General features: G+C 49.5%; 23 protein-coding genes. All 23 read left to right on the top strand.

Features of this window, described 5'->3' with window-relative positions; genetic code table 11:
- Positions 1-25 precede the first annotated feature (25 nt).
- The 23 genes from ctaD (at position 26) to ACIFQN_RS15305 (ending at position 20,639) form a co-directional block, all read left to right on the top strand.
- Positions 26-1,870, top strand: a complete 1,845-nt coding sequence (ctaD, locus tag ACIFQN_RS15415) for a cytochrome c oxidase subunit I (protein WP_429833918.1) — start codon at positions 26-28, stop codon at positions 1,868-1,870.
- Entirely contained in the window at positions 1,870-2,496 is a 627-nt protein-coding gene (locus tag ACIFQN_RS15410; RefSeq protein WP_429833917.1) for a cytochrome (ubi)quinol oxidase subunit III, read from the top strand. Before ctaD ends, ACIFQN_RS15410 begins: the two co-directional genes overlap by 1 nt.
- A 4-nt stretch (positions 2,497-2,500) precedes the next feature.
- Positions 2,501-2,818 (top strand): cytochrome C oxidase subunit IV family protein, encoded by a 318-nt coding sequence (locus ACIFQN_RS15405; RefSeq protein ID WP_429833916.1) that lies wholly within the window; start codon positions 2,501-2,503, stop codon positions 2,816-2,818.
- A gap of 898 nt (positions 2,819-3,716) precedes the next feature.
- Positions 3,717-4,016, top strand: a complete 300-nt coding sequence (locus ACIFQN_RS15400) for an EthD family reductase (RefSeq protein WP_429834142.1) — start codon at positions 3,717-3,719, stop codon at positions 4,014-4,016.
- 2 nt (positions 4,017-4,018) lie between these two features.
- On the top strand, positions 4,019-4,480 hold the full coding sequence (locus ACIFQN_RS15395) for a PaaI family thioesterase (protein WP_429833915.1): 462 nt from the start codon (positions 4,019-4,021) through the stop codon (positions 4,478-4,480).
- A gap of 97 nt (positions 4,481-4,577) precedes the next feature.
- A complete protein-coding gene (locus ACIFQN_RS15390) occupies positions 4,578-4,964 on the top strand; it encodes a PaaI family thioesterase (protein WP_429834141.1) in 387 nt (128 codons plus the stop codon).
- Positions 4,965-4,996: 32 nt separating this feature from the next.
- Positions 4,997-5,782 carry an enoyl-CoA hydratase-related protein gene (locus ACIFQN_RS15385; protein ID WP_429833914.1) on the top strand — a complete coding sequence of 262 codons (786 nt, stop codon included), beginning with the start codon at positions 4,997-4,999 and terminating at the stop codon, positions 5,780-5,782.
- A gap of 46 nt (positions 5,783-5,828) precedes the next feature.
- Positions 5,829-7,157 (top strand): phenylacetate--CoA ligase family protein, encoded by a 1,329-nt coding sequence (locus tag ACIFQN_RS15380; protein WP_429833913.1) that lies wholly within the window; start codon positions 5,829-5,831, stop codon positions 7,155-7,157.
- Between the two features lie 47 nt (positions 7,158-7,204).
- Positions 7,205-7,978, top strand: a complete 774-nt coding sequence (locus ACIFQN_RS15375; RefSeq protein ID WP_429833912.1) for an enoyl-CoA hydratase-related protein — start codon at positions 7,205-7,207, stop codon at positions 7,976-7,978.
- Between the two features lie 9 nt (positions 7,979-7,987).
- A complete protein-coding gene (locus ACIFQN_RS15370; RefSeq protein WP_429833911.1) occupies positions 7,988-8,764 on the top strand; it encodes an enoyl-CoA hydratase-related protein in 777 nt (258 codons plus the stop codon).
- 22 nt (positions 8,765-8,786) lie between these two features.
- Positions 8,787-9,644, top strand: coding sequence for a 3-hydroxyacyl-CoA dehydrogenase family protein (locus ACIFQN_RS15365; protein ID WP_429833910.1), 858 nt, complete (start codon positions 8,787-8,789; stop codon positions 9,642-9,644).
- Positions 9,628-10,383, top strand: a complete 756-nt coding sequence (locus ACIFQN_RS15360; protein WP_429833909.1) for a 3-hydroxyacyl-CoA dehydrogenase family protein — start codon at positions 9,628-9,630, stop codon at positions 10,381-10,383. The genes ACIFQN_RS15365 and ACIFQN_RS15360 overlap by 17 nt, the downstream gene beginning before the upstream one ends.
- Positions 10,380-11,579, top strand: a complete 1,200-nt coding sequence (locus ACIFQN_RS15355; RefSeq protein ID WP_429833908.1) for a thiolase family protein — start codon at positions 10,380-10,382, stop codon at positions 11,577-11,579. Before ACIFQN_RS15360 ends, ACIFQN_RS15355 begins: the two co-directional genes overlap by 4 nt.
- 37 nt (positions 11,580-11,616) lie before the next feature.
- Complete coding sequence (locus ACIFQN_RS15350) at positions 11,617-12,816, top strand: thiolase family protein (protein WP_429833907.1); 1,200 nt, start codon at positions 11,617-11,619, stop codon at positions 12,814-12,816.
- A gap of 128 nt (positions 12,817-12,944) precedes the next feature.
- Positions 12,945-13,769 (top strand): phenylacetic acid degradation operon negative regulatory protein PaaX, encoded by an 825-nt coding sequence (gene paaX / locus ACIFQN_RS15345; RefSeq protein WP_429833906.1) that lies wholly within the window; start codon positions 12,945-12,947, stop codon positions 13,767-13,769.
- A 347-nt stretch (positions 13,770-14,116) separates the two neighbouring features.
- Positions 14,117-14,395 carry a hypothetical protein gene (locus tag ACIFQN_RS15340; protein ID WP_429833905.1) on the top strand — a complete coding sequence of 93 codons (279 nt, stop codon included), beginning with the start codon at positions 14,117-14,119 and terminating at the stop codon, positions 14,393-14,395.
- A 148-nt stretch (positions 14,396-14,543) separates the two neighbouring features.
- A complete protein-coding gene (paaA, locus tag ACIFQN_RS15335; protein WP_429833904.1) occupies positions 14,544-15,512 on the top strand; it encodes a 1,2-phenylacetyl-CoA epoxidase subunit PaaA in 969 nt (322 codons plus the stop codon).
- A 9-nt stretch (positions 15,513-15,521) separates the two neighbouring features.
- Positions 15,522-15,869 (top strand): 1,2-phenylacetyl-CoA epoxidase subunit PaaB, encoded by a 348-nt coding sequence (gene paaB, locus ACIFQN_RS15330; protein ID WP_429833903.1) that lies wholly within the window; start codon positions 15,522-15,524, stop codon positions 15,867-15,869.
- Between the two features lie 18 nt (positions 15,870-15,887).
- Positions 15,888-16,721 carry a 1,2-phenylacetyl-CoA epoxidase subunit PaaC gene (gene paaC / locus ACIFQN_RS15325; protein WP_429833902.1) on the top strand — a complete coding sequence of 278 codons (834 nt, stop codon included), beginning with the start codon at positions 15,888-15,890 and terminating at the stop codon, positions 16,719-16,721.
- A gap of 14 nt (positions 16,722-16,735) precedes the next feature.
- Positions 16,736-17,239 carry a 1,2-phenylacetyl-CoA epoxidase subunit PaaD gene (gene paaD / locus ACIFQN_RS15320; RefSeq protein ID WP_429833901.1) on the top strand — a complete coding sequence of 168 codons (504 nt, stop codon included), beginning with the start codon at positions 16,736-16,738 and terminating at the stop codon, positions 17,237-17,239.
- A 23-nt stretch (positions 17,240-17,262) separates the two neighbouring features.
- Positions 17,263-18,705, top strand: coding sequence for an NAD-dependent succinate-semialdehyde dehydrogenase (locus ACIFQN_RS15315; RefSeq protein ID WP_429833900.1), 1,443 nt, complete (start codon positions 17,263-17,265; stop codon positions 18,703-18,705).
- A 547-nt stretch (positions 18,706-19,252) separates the two neighbouring features.
- Positions 19,253-20,149 carry a cytochrome c oxidase assembly protein gene (locus ACIFQN_RS15310; RefSeq protein WP_429833899.1) on the top strand — a complete coding sequence of 299 codons (897 nt, stop codon included), beginning with the start codon at positions 19,253-19,255 and terminating at the stop codon, positions 20,147-20,149.
- 31 nt (positions 20,150-20,180) lie between these two features.
- Entirely contained in the window at positions 20,181-20,639 is a 459-nt protein-coding gene (locus ACIFQN_RS15305) for a DUF420 domain-containing protein (protein ID WP_429833898.1), read from the top strand.
- The last annotated feature ends 16 nt before the right edge of the window (positions 20,640-20,655 follow it).

Genomic DNA, 20,655 nt, shown 5'->3' with positions numbered 1-20,655 from the left:
GTGACGCTTAAAAGGAGGTAAACCTGTGTCTGCACATGCTTCTCACGCACCAAATCGTTCAGGGCTGTGGGATTGGCTCACGACAGTGGACCACAAGAAGATTGCAATCCTGTACTTGATTGCCGGCGGAATTTTCTTCCTGGCTGGCGGCCTCGAAGCCATGCTGATTCGTTTGCAATTGATGTACCCAGAGTCTTCTGTTATTGGTGCCAAGACGTTCAACGAAATGATCACCATGCACGGTACGACAATGATTTTCTTGGCAGCGATGCCGGTCATCTTTGCTTTGATGAACGCTGTTGTTCCGCTACAAATCGGTGCACGCGACGTAGCATTCCCGTTTGTTAACTCACTCGGATTCTGGCTCTTTTTCTTCGGTGGGGTGCTGCTGAATACCAGCTGGTTCTTGGGCGGAGCGCCTGATGCTGGTTGGACATCGTACACGACTTTGGCTTTGAATCAATATAGCGGCCACGGTGTAGATTTTTACGTACTGGGTCTGCAAATTGCCGGTATCGGTACGCTGATTGGTGGTATTAACTTCCTGGTTACCATCATCAACATGCGTGCTCCAGGTATGACGTTCATGCGCATGCCAATGTTTACTTGGTCGGCATTCATTACATCCGGTTTGATCTTGTTCGCATTCCCGGCGATCACCGTCGGTTTGGTTCTCTTGATGTTTGACCGTTTGTTCGGTGGTAACTTCTTTAACCCGGATGCGGGTGGTAACGTTGTCATTTGGGAGCACTTGTTCTGGATCTTCGGTCACCCCGAAGTATACATTCTGATTCTCCCGGCATTCGGTGTTATTTCTGAAGTTATTTCCACGTTTGCAAGAAAGCGTCTGTTCGGTTACAGCTCCATGGTATTCGCTACTGCGCTGATCGGTTTCCTCGGCTTCATGGTATGGGCTCACCACATGTTCACAACAGGTCTGGGTGCCATCGCCAACACGCTGTTCGGACTTGCAACGATGTTGATTGCGGTACCTACGGGTATCAAAATCTTTAACTGGCTGTTGACGATGTGGGGCGGTCAAATCCGTTTCACTACAGCAAACCTGTTTGCAGTAGGGTTTATTCCTACCTTTACCATTGGTGGTATGACAGGGGTTATGCTCGCGATTCCAGCGGCTGACTACCAATACCATGACAGCTACTTCGTAGTAGCTCACTTCCACTACGTAATTGTAGGGGGACTCGTTTTCGGTCTCTTCTCAGGTCTGTATTACTGGTGGCCGAAAATGTTTGGTAAAATGCTGAATGAAAAATTGGGTCAATGGAATTTTTGGACATTCTTTATCGGTTTCCACCTGACCTTCTTCCCTCAGCACTTCCTGGGTCTGATGGGGATGCCGCGCCGTGTCTTCACTTACATGAAGGATCAAGATCTGGATGTTGGTAACTTTATCAGTACGATCGGTGCATTTGGAATGGCGATTGGTACCATCCTATTCTTAGTGAACTGTGTCGTCGCAGCGAAGAGCTCCAAACGTGCTCCTGCTGACCCATGGGATGGACGTACACTGGAATGGTCGATTCCCTCGCCACCACCAGAGTACAACTTTGCTCAAACACCGCTGGTTCGTGGTCTGGATGCTTTGTGGATTGAGAAAATGGCTGGTAACAAAGGCATGACGCCTGCAGAACCGCTTGGCGATATTCACATGCCATCACCATCGTTCTTGCCGTTCCTGATGTCTTTGGGTCTATTCATCGCCGGCTACGGTTTCATGTACCACAACTACGTGGTCGTAGCGATCGGGATGCTGGTTACATTCGCTAGCATGTTTGCCCGTTCTATAAAAGACGATCCGGGTTATCATATTCATGAGGACGAAATCGAGGAGAAAGGGGTAAAGGCTTAATGGCTACACATCATGCAAATGCAGTATTGCCTGACGAACCGGAAAAAGCCACCCTTGAAGGCAAGAATAAAGTTCTTGGCTTCTGGCTCTTCCTTGGTGGGGAGACTGTTCTTTTCGGTTCCTTGTTTGCCACATTCATCGCACTTCGCGATCAAGTAAACGGCGGACCTACGTCCCAACAGTTGTTTGATATGCCGCTGGTTGCTGCTGCAACGCTAATCCTCTTAACCAGCTCGATGACAAGCGTTATGGCTACACTTGCTCTACACAAGAAAAACCTGAAAATGATTCAGGTATGGCTGACGATCACCGTATTGCTCGGTCTTGGATTCCTTGGCCTGGAGATTTACGAGTTCGTACACTATGTGCACGAAGGACATAAAGTCTCGACGAGTGCATTCGGTTCTGCCTTCTATACGCTGGTTGGCTTCCACGGAGGCCACGTTGCGTTCGGGATTATCTGGATCACCATTTTGCAGTTGTCTGCAGTGAAAAAAGGCCTGACAGTAGTAACGGCTCCGAAGTTCTACCTGGCCTGCCTGTACTGGCACTTTATTGACGTCGTATGGGTATTCATCTTTACCGTGGTATATCTCATGGGTATGATCGGTGGAAAGGTGGGATAAATCTATGGGGGCACATGCTCATAATGAAGAAGTACGTAAGCCGAAAGTGAAGCACGATGGACCTAAGAGACACGTTGTTGCTTTTATCGGATCTCTCGTATTGACCGCGCTGGCGTTTATCGCAGTAGCATTTGAGGTGATTCCGACTGGATTTACCGTACCATTCATCGTTATCTTGGCTTTTGTCCAGGCGTTCTTCCAACTGTTTGTGTGGATGCACATGGATCAAAAAGGTCATGAGTTTGCACGGATCAGCATTTTTGCAGGATTGTTCGTTATCCTGCTCGCGGTAATCGTATTCGTTTACTGGGTGTGGATCTAGGAAGCAAAGCGATTTAGAGGGGACAGACATTGCGTCTGTCCTCTTTTTTTTGTGCGACTATTTGGTGCGGCAGTGGAGAGGAGGAAACAGGAGAAAACGCTCAAGGTTCTTGGGTCTCTTTCTGGGGGAGTACTGTCCGCTTCCGTGGAAAAAGGGAAACCACGTCCAAAGTTGTTCTCTCAAAGATGTTGTCGCAGAGGTGGACGCTTAAAAGCGTGTTTCCCTTTTACCCCTCCAGCTCGGTAGGAGCCCCAAAGACCTTCGCTTATTTCTCCTGTTTCCTCTGGGAGCGAAAGATTTCAGTCGAGCTTAAAAAATAGTTAGTTAATCGAGATGACGACAAGATTTACTTATTTAAAGAAATTGTTACCAAAAAAATCCTCGACCTTAAAAAATACTTCTAAACGATTTACCTCTTGAAAAGCCTTACGAATATCCGATCCATCATCAAAAGCTGCTCACGAGGAAAGAGGAGAAATAAACGAAAGATCTTTGGGATCCCAACCGAGGCGGAAAGGAAAAAGTGAAACACGCCTTTAGCGTCCACCTCTGAGAAGCTTCCGGGATGGGCGACTTTGGACGCGGTTTCGCTTTTTCCTTGTAGCCGGGCACAGACTCCCCGCAGGGATCCCAAGAAGCTGGAGTGTTTTCTCCTCTTTCCTCGCCTCCACTACAAGCAACGATAAAGTGGTTTTGTTTTTTATTTTGCAGCTGATTCTGCCAGCGGTTTTTTAGCATAAGTAGGAATATAACAGACTGAGTTTTCTTGCTTTTTGAAAAATACTTGCACCTGCTTCAAAGGCTTTATATAATAAAAATATCAACATGCGTTAAAATAACGTTATATTATTTACTCGTTACATGTTTTGACTATTTTTCAAAGAAAGCAGGGATCATGATGGTGAAATTGGTGGCAATTTATCGCAAGCCTGAGGATATCGAAGCTTTTGACAAGCATTATTTCGAAGTGCATGGCCCATTGGCAGAAAAAATGCCTGGCTTGATCAAGATGGAAGTCAGCAAAGTGTATGGAACGCCGATGGGTGAATCTGACCTTCATCTGATGGCAGAAATGTACTTCGAATCTAAAGAAGCTTTGATGGAAGCGTTGTCATCTCCTGAAGGCCGCGCAGCGGGAAAAGATCTGCGTGGATTTGCGGGTCCAGTTGTGTCCATGCATTTCGCTGAAGTGGTATAGACGTGAGCACAAAGCAGTTTATTGACGAGAGCGAGCTTCACCGCAAGCACTACGATGAAATTTGCCAAAAACTGAAGCAAGATCAATTCGCACAATTTCTGGGCATCAAGCTGATTGAGCTGGGAGAGGGAACAGCCACAGCAGAAGTGACGGTTGCCGATCATATGCTGAATGCACATGGCACTGCTCATGGAGCGATCATTTTCTCTCTGGCAGACTTTGTTTTTGCAGCAGCCTGTAATTCCTATGGGAAGACTTCCGTAGCGCTATCTATGAACATTGGATTTCTGGCAGCGGCGATGAAAGGAAATCGGTTGGTCGCAACCGCTACAGAAGAGAAGAAAAACAACCGGACCGCCTGGTATCGTATCCGTGTCGAAACGGAAAATGGCCTGGTAGCGACATTGGACGCACTGGCTTACCGAAAAAGCGAGTACTTTGTCCAGGTCGACGAAGAAAAATAGACAAATGCGAAACGAAAACGGAGAAAGGAAGCCGATGCCAGGTGCTTTGGCTCCTTTCACTGTTTTACGCCGAAACGTTGAAAAGGGGACGCTAGAGATGACAGGGGAAAACCGAAATCGTTTCAACCACTACCTGGGCATAGAAATCGTGCATCGAGATGAGCAGGGGTGCAAAGCAGCACTGAAAATCCGCCCTGATCTCTTCAATAGTATAGAAGGCGTCGTGCACGGAGGGGTTACTGCTACGTTGGCCGATGTGGTTATGGGACATGGAGCGGCGCCTCACGTCGACGGCGTACAGCAGTGTGTCACCGTGGAAAGTAAAATTCAATATCTGTATCCAGCGCGCGGTGAACTGCTGGAAGCAGAGTCTAAAGTTTTAAAACAGGGAAAAAGCCTGATTATCATGGAAGCACGCGTCACCTGTGATGGCAAACTGGTCGCATTTGCAACCGGCACCTATGCACGGGTAACTACAAAATAAAAGGAACCAAGCACGTGCGGGGGAGGACAAGGATGAACCAGGATACAGTGCGATTTGAACGAGACGGACACATAGGGTTAATCACGTTGAACCGTCCGGATGAGCTCAATGCCCTTAATTACGAAACATTGGAGCGATTGGGCGACTTCATTGAGCAGGTGCGTCTCGATTCGAAAGAGATTCGTGTATTGATCGTGAAGGCAGAGGGCCGTGCTTTTTGTGCCGGTGCTGACTTGAAAGAACGTCGTACGCTAACAGAGCAACAGGTGCGCCGTAATGTGCGAAAAATTCGGGACGTATTTACTGCATTGGAGAGACTTCCACAGCCGACGATTGCCATGATCAACGGGTTTGCCTTTGGCGGGGGCTTCGAGCTCGCACTAGCCTGTGATTTCCGTTATGCGGTAGCAGAAGCCAAGATGGGATTGACGGAAGTAAGCCTTGGAATCATCCCGGGTGCAGGCGGTACGCAGCGACTTTCCCGTTTAATTGGGCCGTCCAAAGCAAAAGAGCTCATATTGACAGCTCGTCGGATTTCCGCTGCTGACGCACAGGAGCTTGGCTTCGTTAATGGAGTGGCAGAGGATAATGTCATATTGGAAGCGTTGGCAATGGGACTGGCAAATGAGATTTTGGCCAATGCACCGCTTGCTGTTTATCAGGCAAAGTCAGCGATCGACCGTGGTTCTAGCGTCGACTTGCAAACGGGACTGGATCTGGAAACGATGTGCTATGAAGTAATTATTCCAACCAAAGACCGTTTAGAAGCATTGGAAGCATTCCAAGAAAAACGAAAGCCCGTGTTTTTAGGTGAATAGATATAAATTAAACGCATACAAGAAGTAACAGAATGGGGGAAGAGATATGATCTTTAATAAGGAGATGGAAGCGCTGTCAAGGGATGAAATGACAGAACTTCAATTGGGACGCCTCAAAGAGACTGTGAAACGCGTATACGAACGAGTTCCCTTTCACAAAGAAGCGATGGATGCAGCAGGGGTAAAGCCGGAGGATATTCAATCCATCGAAGATATTCAGAAACTTCCGTTTATGAAAAAGACGCATTTGCGTGAAAACTATCCATTCAATCTGTTCGCGGTTGATATGAAGGACGTAGCCCGAATCCACGGTTCGTCTGGAACAAAAGGAAAACCGACTGTCGTAGGCTACACCAAAAAAGACCTCGAAAACTGGGCGGAAATCGTAGCTCGTGCCATCTGCTGCGCAGGTGGACAGCTTGGGGATATTTTTCACAATGCTTACGGTTATGGACTGTTCACGGGTGGACTCGGTCTGCACAACGGAATCGAATATATGGGAGCAGTAGCTGTACCGGTATCAGGTGGAAACACGTCCCGTCAGATTTGCCTGATTGAAGACTTCAAACCGCGCGGACTGGCAGCTACACCTTCGTACGTGCTGAACATCGTGGAAGAAATGAAAAAGATGGGGATCAACCCGCGAGAAACGAGCGTCAAGTACGGCATTTTTGGTGCAGAGCCATGGTCCGAAGAGATGCGCGTTCAATTGGAAGAAGCACTCGACATCAAGGCAGTCGACATTTACGGTCTCTCTGAAGTCATGGGACCAGGTGTATCCATCGAGTGTCATGAAGCGCAGGATGGTCTGCATATCGCCGAAGACCATTTCTATGCAGAAATTATTGATCCGAGCACGGGTGAAGTGCAGCCATACGGTCAAGAAGGAGAGCTCGTGTTCACCTCCTTGACGAAGGAAGCTTTTCCAGTTGTACGCTACCGTACTGGTGATATCGCTTCGCTCAATCCTGAGCCATGTAAATGCGGCCGCACGACCATGCGCATGTCGCGCATCAAAGGGCGTGTGGACGACATGCTGATCATTCGCGGCGTCAACGTGTTCCCGACGGAGATTGAGTCTGTCTTGTTAACCTTTGAACAACTGGCACCTCAGTACCAAGTAGTGATCGAACGCGATGGGGCATTAGACCGATTTGAAGTTCACTGCGAGCTAAATCAGGATTATGCAAGTAAAATCGCCGAGAATGAAAATGCTGCACTTGCGCCATTAACCAAAGAGATCGGTCATATGATCAAAAATACGTTGGGTGTTTCCGTAGTCCTGCGCATCTTGCCGCCAAACTCCTTGTTGCGGAGTGAAAGTAAAGCTATCCGTGTCGTGGATAACCGGAACAAACCCCAAGCTGCCATTTAATCGGTTGCAATCTAAATCGACATGTCTGGGGAAAGGTGTGACTCTTCGTGTCCTATGAATACATCACGGTAACAAATGATGAAGCCGTAGGTATTGTAACGCTCAATCGACCGAAAATTCTCAATGCCCTAAATTTGCAGTTGATAGATGAGCTGGTGGAAGCGCTAGAGCAGTTTGACCGCGACCCCGCGATCGGTGCGATTGTTATCACTGGCAATGACAGAGCTTTTGCCGCTGGGGCGGATATCAATGAAATGGCGGAAGCATCTGCAATCGAAATCATGCAAAGAGATCAGTTTGCCGTATGGGATCGCATGTCAAGGATTTCCAAGCCAATCATCGGAGCTGTCAGCGGCTTTGTACTTGGTGGCGGCTGTGAATTAATGATGAACTGCGACATCGTAATCGCATCGGAAACGGCGGTAATCGGACAACCGGAGATCAATCTTGGCGTGATGCCGGGGGCAGGTGGCACGCAGCGTCTGACTCGCGCGGTCGGTCTTCGCAAAGCGATGGAAATGCTGCTCACGGGAGAGCCAATCTCTGCCAAGGAAGCCTGGCAGTATGGTTTGGTCAACCGTGTAGTGCCAGTGGAAGCATATTACAGCGAGGCACTCAAACTGGCCAAACGAATCGCCAATCAGGCACCGCTCGCTGTCAAAGTGATCAAGAAAACAGTGCATAAGGCAGAGGATCTGCCGCTTCAAGAAGGCATGGATTATGAACGGAACAGTTTTTATTTGCTGCTCGCAAGCGAAGATCGGAAGGAAGGAATGCAAGCCTTCCTGGAAAAACGCAAACCCCGGTTTACGGGAAACTAGGAGGCAGCCATGTACGAAACGATTCTCTACGAAGTATCCGAAGGCGTCGCAGTCATTACGATGAACCGTCCAGAAAAATTCAACGCTTTTACTGAGCTGATGAACAAGGAAATCACTGAAGCCTTGAAACAGGCGCAAAAGGCACCCGAGGTTCGCTGCATTTTGTTTACGGGAACAGGTCGGGCGTTTAATGCTGGACAGGATTTAGGAGATGTGTCAGGCGGGAATGTGGACTTTGGCGGATTTTTGCGCAAACGATACAATCCGATGATTCTGCAATTCCAAAAAACGGAAAAGCCAATTGTAGCTGCGATCAATGGAGTAGCAGCAGGTGCAGGAATGAGTGTAGCGCTTGCTTGTGATATTCGGCTCGCGTCTGATAAGGCTTCGCTCGTTAATGCGTTTGTCAACATCGGATTGGTGCCAGACTCGGGTGGCTGCTACTTCCTGCCGCGCATCGTCGGGATCGGCAAAGCGCTGGAGCTAGCGATGACCGGCGAAAAGATCTCTGCAGAGGAAGCGCTGCGCATTGGCCTCGTCAACCAAATATATCCTGCTGACTCCTTCAGGGAAGAAGCGATGTCGTATGCGCGCAAGCTGGCTGCGCTGCCTACCCGTGCAATCGGTTTAATCAAGCGCACCATGTACAAGGGGCTTGAGATGAATTTGGAAGAGACCTTGGAATATGAAGCGTTTGCGCAGGATGCGGCAGGCAGTACGGAGGATCACAAAGAAGGGGTTACCGCCTTCATGGAAAAACGTGCTCCTCGCTTTACAGGCCGATAGCCAAAAGGGGAGGTTTATAGCAGTGGAGACGAAAACAGTGGGCGTCATCGGTGCCGGAACGATGGGGGCAGGAATCGCTCTTGTATGTGGCCGCAAAGGGCATCAGGTCAAATTATTGGATGCGAATCAGGCTGTTTTGGACAAAGCGCGCAGCTATCTGCAATCCATCCTGACCAAGGATGTGGAAAAAGGCAAAATCAGTGAGCAGCAAAAGGTAGACACACTTGAGCGAATGAATCTCGTCTCGGATATGGATCAATTGGCTACGTGCGATATCGTAATTGAAGCGGTACCAGAGCGGCTGGATCTGAAAAAAACGATTTTTGGCGAGCTCTCTCGGATTTGTCGGAGCGATGCACTGCTCTTGACCAATACTTCCTCCATTTCGATTACGGAAATTGCTGGAGGATTACCTCATCCCGAGCGTATTCTCGGGTTTCATTTTTTCAATCCCGCACCCGTCATGCCTCTGGTTGAGGTCATACGCGGAAAGAAATCTAACGAAGAAAATGTGGAGCTGGCCTACTGTTTTGCGAAGCAACTGGGCAAAGTGCCTGTACTCGTGACGGATACACCTGGTTTTATCGTTAATCGGATCGCCCGCCCTTACTATAATGAAGCCTTGCGTATTCTCGGCGACAATGTAGCCGGTGTGGAACAGATTGATCGAATCATGAAAAGGGCTGGCGGATTCAAAATGGGGCCGTTCGAGCTGCAGGACATGATTGGGATCGACATCAATTTTGCTACGACTGAGTCGGTGTATTGCGATTTCTTCCACGAAGGACGATTCAAGCCCAGCCGGATTCAGCAACGGATGGTACAGGCCGGCAGCCTGGGCAGAAAGACGGGGGAAGGCTTCTATGACTACAGCAAATAAGGCGGTTCTGCTTGCGGGTGACAGCCCGCTCTATGCAGAGTTTCATCAACTGCTTACCGATAAGGGCTTTCGGGTGCTATCGCGCGAGGAAGCAGCAAGTGAGCCGGGTACGGTTTTACTCGCGATGGAAGTAAACAGCGTCGATCTAGAGGCGAAGCGACAAGAGCTTTGCGCACTAGACCAATTGCTGCCAGTTGGTGTGCCCATTGTGACGACTTCGCTCGCCATTACGGCGACAGAAGCTGCCTCCTGGACCAAGCATCCTGAGCGCGTGTGCGGCTTTGGGACGCTCGTGCCTTTGGCTGAGCGAGAGCTGATCGAAATCGCCCCTGCCCTGCAAACGGAAGAAGCGGCGTTACTGGCGGCGGTGTCTCTTTTTCAATCGCTCGGCAAAGAGACAGAAGTCGTGGAGGACGAGGTGGGGCTCGTATTTCCGCGCATCCTTTCATTGATTATTAACGAGGCGGCATTTGCTTTGATGGAAAAGGCAGCGACCCGAGAGGACATCGACACAGCGATGAAAAAGGGAACCAATTATCCGTATGGGCCGCTGGAATGGGCAGATCGGATCGGACTGGATGAAGTGTATGCCATTTCGCGTGGCTTGCAGCGCGATCTGGCCGAAGAACGATATCGCACAGCACCGCTTCTGCGAAAGCTGGTACTCGCCAAACGTTTTGGTGTGAGAAGCGGCCTGGGCTTTTACCATTATGAAACCAAAGAGGGGTGTGAGCAATGACACAGGCACGTAAGGGTGTATATGTGACGGCAGCTGTTCGCACACCGATCGGTAAATTAGGCGGCAGTCTGAAAAATACGCCCATCGATGATCTGACTGCGATCGTTTTAAACGGTGCGCTGAAGCAGGCAGGACAAACTGGTGAGAGTGTGGATGGAGTCATTATGGGGAACGTGATTTCGGCGGGACCTTTTATCAACATCGCACGTGTGGGGCTTCTAAAAGCAAGCTTGCCGGAAACGGTGCCGGGCTTGACTGTAAACCGGGTATGCGCTTCTGGCTTGGAGGCGGTCAATCTGGCAGCGCAGTCCATCCAGGCCGGACACAGCAGTGTCATGCTGGCGGGTGGTGTGGAAAACCTGACCCGCTCGCCGTATATCATGGAAAAATTTGAACTGCCGTTCCAACGCGGTGGACAGACCCTGATGGAATCATTCGGCGGGCCTCGTTCTGCACCGATCTCCCTTTACGGCGAGCTGACGATGGGAGATACAGCAGAGAATGTGGCAGAACGCTACGGAATCAGCCGCGAGGATCAGGATCAGTTTGCCGCGGAAAGCCAAAGACGGGCGATTGCGGCAATTGATGAGGGACGATTTCGTGAGGAGATCGTACCCGTTATACTCCGTGGCAAAAAAGGCGAAGAAACCATATTCGACACAGATGAATTCCCGCGTCGCGATTCCAGTGTAGAGTCGCTAGCCAAGCTACGCCCTGCATTCCGCAAAAATGGCAGCGTCACTGCTGGCAATTCGTCCGGGATTAATGATGGAGCGGCTGCTCTCCTGCTGATGAACGAAGAAAAGCTGAAAGAGTCAGGCCTCGAACCGTTGGGACGGATTATCCATTTCGTCAGTGCCGGGGTAGACCCGCGTATCATGGGGATTGGGCCGGTCGCGGCGATTCAAAAGCTGCTCGCAGAAGTCAACATGACCGTAGATCAAATTGATCTATTCGAATTAAATGAAGCCTTTGCTTCTCAATCACTCGCTTGCATGCGCGAGCTGGGACTGCCGCCAGAGAAGACAAACGTAAATGGCGGGGCAATCGCTCTTGGCCATCCGCTTGGCTGCAGCGGTGCCCGGTTGGCAGGTACGATTTTGTACGAGCTGCGCCGTCGTAAAAAACGCTATGGCATCGTTTCTTTGTGTATCGGTGGAGGACAAGGATTGGCTACGTTGGTAGAAGTACTGTAAGGAAAGAGAAACTGGCCAAGAAGTGGAGGAGTTGGCGATGAATACACCTGTAATTGTAGATGCTCTGCGGACGCCGATTGGACGTATTGGCGGAGCTTTAAAAGACGTGCGCCCGGATGATCTGGGTGCTCTAGTGATTCGGAAACTGTTGGAGCGAAATCCGATCGATCCAAAGAGTATTGACGATGTCATTTTTGGTTGTGCCAATCAGGCTGGCGAGGACAATCGCAACGTAGCCCGCATGTCTTTGCTGCTCGCTGGTGTACCGGTTGATGTTCCTGGTGTCACGGTGAATCGTTTGTGTGGATCAGGTCTGGAGGCTGTCAACCAAAGCGCCAATGCGATCAAAGCAGGCGCGGGAAAAGTGTATATTGCCGGTGGCACTGAAAGCATGACACGTTCGCCGCTCGTGATGATGAAGCCAGGTACGGCTTTTCAGCGCGGCAACCAGCAGTTGGTTGATACTACGTTGGGCTGGAGACTGGTCAATGACAAAATGGCAGAGATGTATCCCCCGATCAGTCTGGGTGAAACCGCTGAAAATGTAGCGGAGCAGCACCGGATCAGCCGCGAAGATCAGGATGCGTTTGCTCTTCGAAGCCAGCAAAACTATGCGCGTGCACTGGCAGAAGGCAAATGGGAGGCGGAAATCGTTCCAGTAGAGCTGCGCGGGCGAAAGGGTGATGTGTCTTATTTTGATCGCGATGAGCATGCCCGTCCGGAAACGACTATCGAGCAATTGCAAAAGCTAAAACCGGTGTTTAAATCAGATGGTTCAGTGACTGCAGGTAATTCGAGCGGTCTGAATGACGGCGCCAGTGCATTGCTGATCATGAAACAGGAGGCGGCGCTGCAAGCAGGCTTTAAGCCGCGCGCACGTATCGTCGCTTCCTCTGTGGCAGGTGTCGATCCATCCGTCATGGGTATTGGTCCTGTTCCAGCTACACGCAAGGCACTCAAGCAAGCGGGTCTTGGCATAGAGCAGATCGATCTGTTTGAGTTCAACGAGGCATTCGCAGCACAAGCTGTAGCCAGCGTACGCGAGCTGGGTGTCGATCCCGACCGCGTCAATGTAAACGGCGGGGCCATCGCGTTGGGACATCCGCTTGGTTGCAGCGGGGCACGTATCCTGACGACCTTGCTGTACGAAATGGAGCGCCGCGACGCCAGGTATGGTCTGGCAGCGATGTGTATCGGTGTTGGTCAAGGAATCGCGACAATTATCGAGCGTGTGTGACATCAAAACAGAGCGGGGAGCAATGCTCCCTTGTTTCGTTATATATTCTAGGTCGATAACGCACTTGCAAAAGATATGATACAATTTCACAGCAAAGAGGTAAGAATCGATCTGGGGGTTGAAGAAACATGAAGCCACAATCCATGCTGTTCACCATTTACGGTGACTATGTGCGCCATTATGGAAATGAGATCTGGATTGGTAGTTTGACCAGGCTAATGGGAGAGTTCGGTTTGTCTGAGCCTGCGGTTCGCGCCGCGATCTCACGGATGCTCCGCCAAGGCTGGCTTGAATCTAGAAAGATAGGAAATCGCAGCTATTATTCGTTTTCCGAACGTGGCAAAAAACGTCTGGAAGAGGCCGCTGCCCGTATCTACAAGGTAGAAACGGACCGTTGGGATGGAAAATGGTGCATTGCCAGCTACAACATTCCGGAAGAACGTCGCGCACTGCGGGATCAACTGCGCAAGGAGCTAGGCTGGATGGGCTTCGGAATGTTGACGACCAGCACCTGGATCAGCCCTAACAATCTGGCTGATCGGATCAAGGAGCTGACCGAGGCACATGAGATCACCGAGCACGTAGAGATCTTTTCAGCAGAACATCTCGGGTGGAGAGATCCTAAGCAACTGGTGCAAAAATGCTGGAATATCGAGGAGATCAATGCGAAATACCGCGAATTCATTGACGCTTACCAAACCGAGTACGAGGCGCTGGGTGAGAGGCTCCGTCATAACGAAGAAGTTGCTGACAGCCACTGCTTTGTAGAAAAGACCAAGCTGGTCCACCAATATCGCAAGTTTTTGTTCATTGATCCTGATTTGCCGCAGGAGCTTCTGCCAGATCTCTGGTTAGGAAAAGAAGCGGACGAGCTGTTCCAAAATTACTATCAGATGTTAAATCCAGGGGCTGTTCGATTCTTCGAGACATTATACGAGGGAGCACCACAATAGGTGGCAGCCATGCACAGAGGCGCCCTAGAAAGCCTAGGGCCTTTTTTGCCCGGACATTTTCCAAAAAATTAGATGTAAACTTTTAAATTAGGAAAAAAAGAGACGTGATACCAAGGGGTACGAGCTAACTAAAATAGTTAGATTATTCCGATAACAATTAACTTTACACTGATTCGCGGGCTAGCTAGCTTCATCTGGACAAGGGAAAAATGAATGTATACGGGTGTAACAGGGGAGTTTTCTTTCTCTGCTGAAGACCACAACGGTTTGATGGAAGACAGCATGATCATGGTTGAAGTGAAAGATGGAAAGTTCCAGATTTTAAAATAACGAAAAAACGATCGGGCATGATGAACTGGCTGTTCTTTCCGCAAATGGAGTCCTGCGGAGGGAATAGAACTAGCATTCTGATGGTTGCCCCCATGCTGCAAAAGGCATTTTTACTCGAGCGTATGGTGGGCGTCGCAGATAGAGAAAAATTTCTGGCTTATTATCCGGCAAAAGGCTTGAACCTGGGGATACAGGTAGGGGACGAATTGCGGGAAGGAAGTATCAATGCCATGGCCATAGCAGAAAAACGGCGGGTGGTAAAAAAGATTGGCAAAGAGGTATGTCCGAGGAGTTGAGAAAGCAGCAGTATCAACGGACCCTTCGGAATGAATGTTTTGAAAATGATGCCTATTGCGAAAATGTATGACGTTATGTTATTATTGCGTTATAAAAACGTATCATAAAAAATTCGTAATGAATTTGGTTTTAAGGAGGGCTTGCTCCATGCAAACACAGATTGAGCGTTTTGACATGACAGAGAACGAAAAAATGGAAGCGTTTTTAGCGCGTATCGACCGCGGTGAAAAAATGGAAGCCGACGACTGGATGCCAGATGACTACCGTAATCAATTGATCAAACTCATTTCGATGCACGGCATGAGTGAAATTATGGGAGCATTGCCGGAGAAGGAATGGGTACCAAAAGCACCAACGCTGCGTCGCAAGCTGGCGATCATGGCGAAGGTACAGGATGAAATGGGTCACGGACAGCTTCTGTTGCGAGTGGCGGAAGACCTCATCGCGCCTCTGGGTAAAACGCGTGAAGATATGATGCAAGATTTGTTTACTGGCCGGCTGAAGTTTCACAACGTATTTCACATGGAGGCACCAACCTGGGCGGACGCAGGTGTGATTGGATGGTTAGTGGACGGAGCGGCGATCATCACACAATCCATGTCGCTTGATACATCTTACGCACCTTATGCGCGGGCCTTGCACCGGATTTGTGCGGAGGAGAAGTTCCACGCGCAACATGGAGAAAGCATCGTGCTTGAGCTGGCTGAGGGTACAGCCGAGCAGCGTCAAATGCTGCAAGAGGCGATCACTCGCTGGTGGCCATCGCTCTTGATGTTCTTTGGCCCGCCTGAGAACGGCAACATCACGAGCAATCAAGCATCCAACATGCGTTACAAGATCCGTACGCAAACCAACGAAGAGCTGCGCCAAATTTTCTTAAAAAAATATTTGCCACGGGTATTCCACCTTGGATTCACTGTACCAGACGATACGATTTACTTCGATGAAGAGAAGGATATGTGGGTGTACCAACAACCTGATTGGGAAGAGTTCAAACAGATTGTGAAAGGCAAAGGACCTCGTTCAGCCCACCGCCTGAATCTGCGTGAAATGTCTTATGAAGAAACAAAATGGGTGCGGGACGCAATCATGTCGTTCGGCCGACGTGCAGGGTAGGTGAATGAAATGAGCATGGAAGCGAAAGCAAATGAGAACTTTTTCATATACGAAGTTTTTAGTCAGAAAAACGTAAGCGCTTCATTTGTCCACCAATTCAGCTTGTTGGCACCAAATGAAGAGGTAGCGCTCACCATGGCCCGCGAGAATTTCCTTCGGAGGGAACCTTGTTTTAATCTTTGGGTGGTAAAAAGGGATAACATCCATGGCTTGCCGCCTGAAGAACGTCCTTTCCTGGAGCGATTGGACAACAAGAGCTACCGGGAGACGAGAGGCTACGGTGACCTGCAGGCGAGATGGCGCCATCATAAGGAACAGTACGAAGAACAACAAAAGCATGCAGGAAACGGCAGCTAAGGAGGCGTTTATTCAATCATGGGCGATATCGTACGTGTAGAAACAGTTGAACAAGCAAAACAAAACCAGGAATACGCGCAGGCCTTGGCTGATCTGTTGTTCCAACTTGCTGACGATGATTTCATCCTCGCTTATCGGGGTTCGGAGTGGCTCGGGCTCGCTCCTCATATTGAGGAAGACGTGGCTTTCTCCTCCATGTCTCAGGACATGATGGGGCATGCTGTGATGTACTATCAGATGCTGGAAGACTTAGGTCTGGGCAAAGCTGACGATCTCGCACAGCTGCGTGATTCCTCAGCATTCCGCAATGCCATTCTGGTTGAACGCAAAAACGGTACTGGCGAGTACAACGACAATCCGCACTACGATTGGGCGTATGCGATTGTCCGCAGCTACGTATACGGTCTGCACAAGCAGGTGCGCCTCGAAGCACTGCTCCAATCCTCTTATGAGCCGCTTGCTCTGATTAGTCGCAAAATGCTGACAGAGCATCGTTATCACCTGATGCACTGGCAGGTATGGCTGAAGCAGCTTGCGAATAGTACACAAGAAGCCCACGGCAAGCTAGAGGCCGCCATTGCCAAAGTGTGGGAAGATGCGGGAGAGCTTTGCAGCCTCGGTCAAAATGCAGAAAACATCGTCCGCTTTGGTCTGATTGCAGGGGAAGAGCTGCTCAGACAAAAATGGCTGACCAACACCAAAGACATTTTCCAAAAAGCAGGACTGAGCTGGCCGGGTGATCCTGGCGTACCCGCAGAAAAGGGACGCGCAGGAGAGCACACAGCAGATCTTACTCAAGCGCTCGCAACCTTGTCTGAAGTGTACCGCATGGATCCAGCCGCGAAATGGTAAAGGGGTGATTCTCTATGACGAGCGATAAAACCACGCAGTATGAATCGCAAGAAGCGATTTGCTGGGAAATGCTGCAGGATGTAAAAGATCCGGAGATCCCGGTGATCAGCATGGTCGAAATGGGCATGATTCACAAGGTGCGAGTGGAGTCGGGCGTCGTGGAGGTTGAAGTACTCCCTACTTTTGTCGGTTGTCCGGCACTCGAAATCATGAAAAAGAACATCACAGAAAAGCTGATAGAAGTGAAAGGCATTGCAGAAGTACAGGTTCGCTTCGTTTATGATCCGGCTTGGACTTCGGACCGCATTGCTCTCGATGCTCGGGACAAGTTGAAAAGCTTTGGCATCGCACCGCCGCCGACAGGTTTTATGCCGGGAGATTCGTGGGATGTGTCATGTCCTTTCTGTGATTCTGTCTACACACAGCTGGAAAATCTGTTTGGTCCTGCAGCCTGTCGCAGTATTTTGTATTGCCGAAACTGCAAGAATCCGTTTGAGGCTCTAAAACCAATTTATTGAAGAGAATGAGAGGAGCGAGTGTCGTGGGAGAGTACAAACAAATGTATATCAATGGAGAATGGGTTGCTGCCCAGAGCGGCGAAACCACCCGAATTACAAATCCGGCAACGGGCGAGGTAGTAGGGGAAGCCTCCTTCGGTGACGGCCGTGATGCCAAAAAAGCAATTGATGCTGCACATGAGGCGTTTGCCGGCTGGTCTCGCCTGACTGCCCGTGAGCGCTCCAAATACTTATACAACCTGTCCGAGCTGGTGAAAAAGAATCGCGATGAGCTGGCAGGACTCATCTCCGCTGAGATGGGTAAACCGCTTGGTGAAGCAAAAGGAGAAGTGCTGGGCGCAGCGGACAACTTTGTCTGGTACGCAGAGGAAGCAAAGCGTGTATACGGCGAGACGATCCCGTCTTCCGTACCGAACAAGCGTATCATGGTCCTGCGTCAGCCAGTGGGTGTAGTCGGAGCGATTACGCCATGGAATTTCCCTGTGAACATGGTTGCTCGTAAAATTGCCCCAGCCTTGGCAGCGGGTTGCACCGTAGTCCTGAAGCCTGCCGAAAGCACGCCCTTGTCCGCAATTCGTCTGTTTGAGCTAATCGAGCAAGCCGGTTTTCCGAAAGGCGTAGTCAACCTCGTTGTCGGCAAGCCGGAGTCGATCGGCCAGGAATTCATTGATAATCCGAAGCTTAGCAAAATTGGCTTTACTGGATCCACTCGCGTCGGCAAGCTCCTGATGGAAGGGGCAGCCAAGCAAGTAAAGCGCGTCAGCATGGAGCTTGGCGGACATGCGCCGTTCATCGTGTTTGCCGATGCTGATTTGGATGCAGCCGTAAAAGGTTTGTTTGAAAGTAAATTCCGCAACTCCGGTCAAATGTGCATTTGCACAAATCGCCTGTATGTTCACGAAGAAGTGGCGGAAGCCTTCACGGAAAAATTGGTTGAGCGTCTGAAAAGAGCGAAGGTGGGAGACGGTCGCCAGAAGGAAACGGAAATCGGTCCATTGGTGAACGAGCGCGCTCTGAACAAAGTACTGGAGCATATTGAAGATGCAAAAGGAAAAGGCGGTCAGGTCGTCTTCGGCGGCAACCGCTTGACTGATGGCGAATATGCAAACGGCTTCTATTGCGAACCAACTGTCATCACGGGTGTAACGGAAGAAATGAGAATTTCTGTTGAAGAGACGTTTGGACCTGTTGTTCCAATGGTACGATTCACTGACGAAGCAGAGGTAGTGAAGCAGGCAAACAACACGCGTTACGGCTTGGCCGCATATGTATACACGAAGGACAACCAACGCTGCTTCCGCATGGCAGAGGAATTGGAATACGGCATCGTCGGCATCAATGACGGTTCGCCAACCCAAACCCAGGCGCCATTCGGTGGTTTCAAGGAAAGCGGAATCGGCCGCGAAGGCGGCCACTTCGGAATGGATGAGTACCTGGAAACGAAATTTGTTTCCTTTGGTCTATAAAAAACGGAGCAATCTCCAGCTAGAAGTCCAGATTAAGATCTGGGCTTCTTTTTTTTGCCCTCAGCGTTTACCCCCAAAAAGAAAGCCAGTGTAAAACTAAACACTCGTGAGAGGAAACCGGAGAAAACAGCGAAGGTCTTTGGGGCACAGCCGAGGTGGAACGAAAAAAGAGAAACACGCTCTTAAGCGTCCACCTCTGAGAAGCGTCATGGACCGTCTACTTTGGACGCGGTTTCTCTTTTTTCATGGAGCCGTGCAGGAATGACCCCCAGCAAGTGACCCAAGAACCTGGAGTGTTTTCTCCGATTTCCTCTCCTCCCCTACAGCCCGCCCACTTCTTGCTTTCTTCGCCACCCTATTTGTCAACACTTTGTTCATTTTTATCCTCTAAGAAGAGTGGAAACAACGGTATAATGAAGAATGTAAAGAGGGCACCCTTTTTAGTACAGATAGGAATTTATAAAATTCATATCCAGTATAAGAGCAACCGCGACTCCGCCAAAAGGCATGGCGTAGCCAGGTTTTCTAATAGGAAGGGAGGATATTCATGGGAAGTCATCAACACGATATGTCATCCGGAGTAGGGACGGCATCGTTTTCGGATTTGTGGAGTCCTGATGTGATGCTATTTACGCTTTTAGTAGCCTGTCTATATTTTCTGGTGACGGGTCCGCTGCATAAGCGATTTGCCAATGCAACAGTGGCCACAACTCGGCAAAAATTACTGTTTATCTTTGCTTTAGTATTGTTTTACACAGCTCAGGGGAGCCCAATCAGCTATTATGGCCATCATTACCTGTTTAGTTTGCACATGCTGCAACAATCTATCTTATACTTTGCACTGCCTCCCATCGTGCTGCTGGCGATGCCCGAGTGGCTCCTGGAAAGAATCTTTCGACCCAAAGCACTAAAAGCCATACTTCGAGCAGTGACACATCCGCTAGTCGCAGCGCTTATGTTCAATACGTTGTTTTCCTTTTACCATATTCCGTTCATCTTTGATGCGGCAGCCCTCAATCATCAGTGGATGACTGTCTATCACGTTATTCTGGTCTTTGCCGCGTTTGCCATGTGGTGGCCGATTGTGAGCCCGCTATCAGATAATAAGAAGCAGCTGGCAGGTTTGAAAAAACTCACCTATATTTTTGCGAACGGGGTACTCATTACCCCAGCCTGTGCGCTGATTATTTTTGCTGAAAATCCTTTGTACGCCACCTACATTTCGGCTCCGCAGATTTTCTCTAGCCTCGATACGTTTAGTGACCAGCGTTTGGGCGGGATTATTATGAAACTGGTGCAGGAACTCGTATACGGGTGTGTGTTGGCCTATGTCTTCTATCACTGGTATAAGCAAGAGAAGCAAGAAGACTTGCCGATGGACCTACAGCCATCCGCTGCAAACATCCTAATGAAAACTCCTGCCACTGACGAAGGCAGAGCGTAAACAGACAGATTAGATGAATGAGGTGTAGGAAATGTCCATTTTGTTGCCTACAATAAGCACTTTGTTTATCGTCATCAGCGGCATTCTGGTCGCTTTTGGCTGGTATGCGATTGCAAAGAGACAAATAGAAAGACATATGAAGATTATGAAGTGGGCTGCAATCTGTGCGACGATCTTCTTTATCACATATGTTTCCAGAACCGCTTTTCTCGGAAATACCCATTTTGGCGGTCCTGACAGCTTAAAGCCGATCTACCAGACTTTCTTGATCTTCCACATTATACTGGCAACGGTTGGTGGCGTGATGGGACTGGTCACGATCAGACACGCTTACAAAAAGAATTATGCAAAGCATAGAAAAATTGGTCCTTGGACTTCTATTGTCTGGTTCATCACAGCGATTACGGGCGCAACGGTTTATACCTTGTTGTACCTGATTTATCCTGGCGGTGAAACAGCGGGCGTTATCGATGTTATTTTTGGAAGATAGATTCAGGACAGGAGGT

It is taken from the genome of Brevibacillus sp. NRS-1366, from assembly GCF_050467985.1.
This window is presented reverse-complemented; position numbering and strand designations above follow the sequence as displayed.